Raw genomic sequence first — 1,210 nt, 5'->3', positions numbered from 1 at the left:
GGTGAAGGACGGCACGGTGTACTCGGGTGTTGCGAGCCGGTCTGTGACGACGCTCTTTGTGACGGTCAGGGACTGCACGACGATGTCGGGGGTGTTGACGGTTACCCATGCCGAGCGGACGGCTTCCAGCTCTCCCGAGGCGGACGAGGAGGTGCCGCGGAGTTGGAAGAGGGTGTCGCGGGTGATGTTGTGGGCGGTGTAGCTGTCGTGGCCGGTGACGCAGATGTCCGCGTTGTCGTAGATGAGCCGGAAGTCGCCGCCGGCCGCCTGCCAGTTGAGGGTGACGCTGTCGCCGTGTGAGATCTGGCCGGGGGAGGCGTGCAGTTCGCCGAGGCTGAAGGTGGGTGGGAACTTGCTGATCGGCAGTGTGACGGTCTCGGTGCTCCAGGAGTTCTCACCCGACTCGCCGGGAATCCGCCAGCGCACGGTGACCGTGAGCAGGGCACGGCCGACGGTGCGGTTGACGGGCATCGTGCGCAACAAGAGCGCCAGTCCTCTTTGCCTGCCGATCTGCGTCGTGCCACCGGGTGGGGCGAAGGTGACTTGGCCGGAGGTGGCGACGGTGGCCTGCCAGCCCGACGGGTCGGTGGAGGCCGTCATCCCGGTCGTCTCGGCGGCCAGTGCGGCGGCGCCGGTGCCGACGGGCACGGAGACGGTGATGCCACCGCATTCGATCGCGTCGGAGGGGCGGCGGGTGAGGACGATCGTCAGATCGGCCTTGTGGTACGCGCCGGAAGCCGGCGACGCCGGCAGTGGGGAGGGCCTGCTGGTGAGTGCGTACCGCAGTTCGACGCCAACCTCGGATGAGGCGTCCTGGGTGGTGGTCGGGGCTGTCGGCGAGTCGGGGATCGCAGTGTCGGTGATCATGGCTGTTTCGCTCCTGAGCTGACGGCGGCGTGCGGACGGGTGCGGTTCAGAACAGGCACAGCCGGTCCTTGAGCAACGCCAGTGCAGGACTGTGGGCCCACTTCCTGCCGGGGACCGGCGACGGGCTGGTCCAGGACGTCTTGTCGTAGCTCAGGTGCTGGATCGTTCCGGTGGAGTCGCGGAAGACGCAGTGGAGCCGGCCGTGGGCCGCTGCGAGTGAGGGCGGGCCGTCGTCTGGTGTGCCCTCGTGCACCACCGGGCCCACTTTGGCGGTGGCCAACCTGATGGACAACCGGCCGCGGGTGGTGGACGGGAGCCGTCCGCACCCGTTGCCGGACCAGCT

General features: G+C 68.8%; 2 protein-coding genes. Both read right to left on the bottom strand.

Annotated features, from left to right (window positions below; genetic code table 11):
* The coding region (locus tag AB0G02_RS41195) for a hypothetical protein (protein WP_360806288.1) at positions 1-867 on the bottom strand (867 nt) is incomplete at its 3' end.
* 46 nt (positions 868-913) lie between these two features.
* Positions 914-1,210: hypothetical protein (locus AB0G02_RS41190; protein ID WP_360806285.1), on the bottom strand; the 297-nt coding region annotated here is incomplete at its 5' end.

The sequence above is a fragment of the Actinosynnema sp. NPDC023658 genome (assembly GCF_040639995.1).
Classification (GTDB): Bacteria; Actinomycetota; Actinomycetes; order Mycobacteriales; family Pseudonocardiaceae; genus Actinosynnema.
The sequence above is the reverse complement of the archived record's forward strand: the minus strand, read 5'-3'. Positions and strand labels throughout refer to the sequence as shown.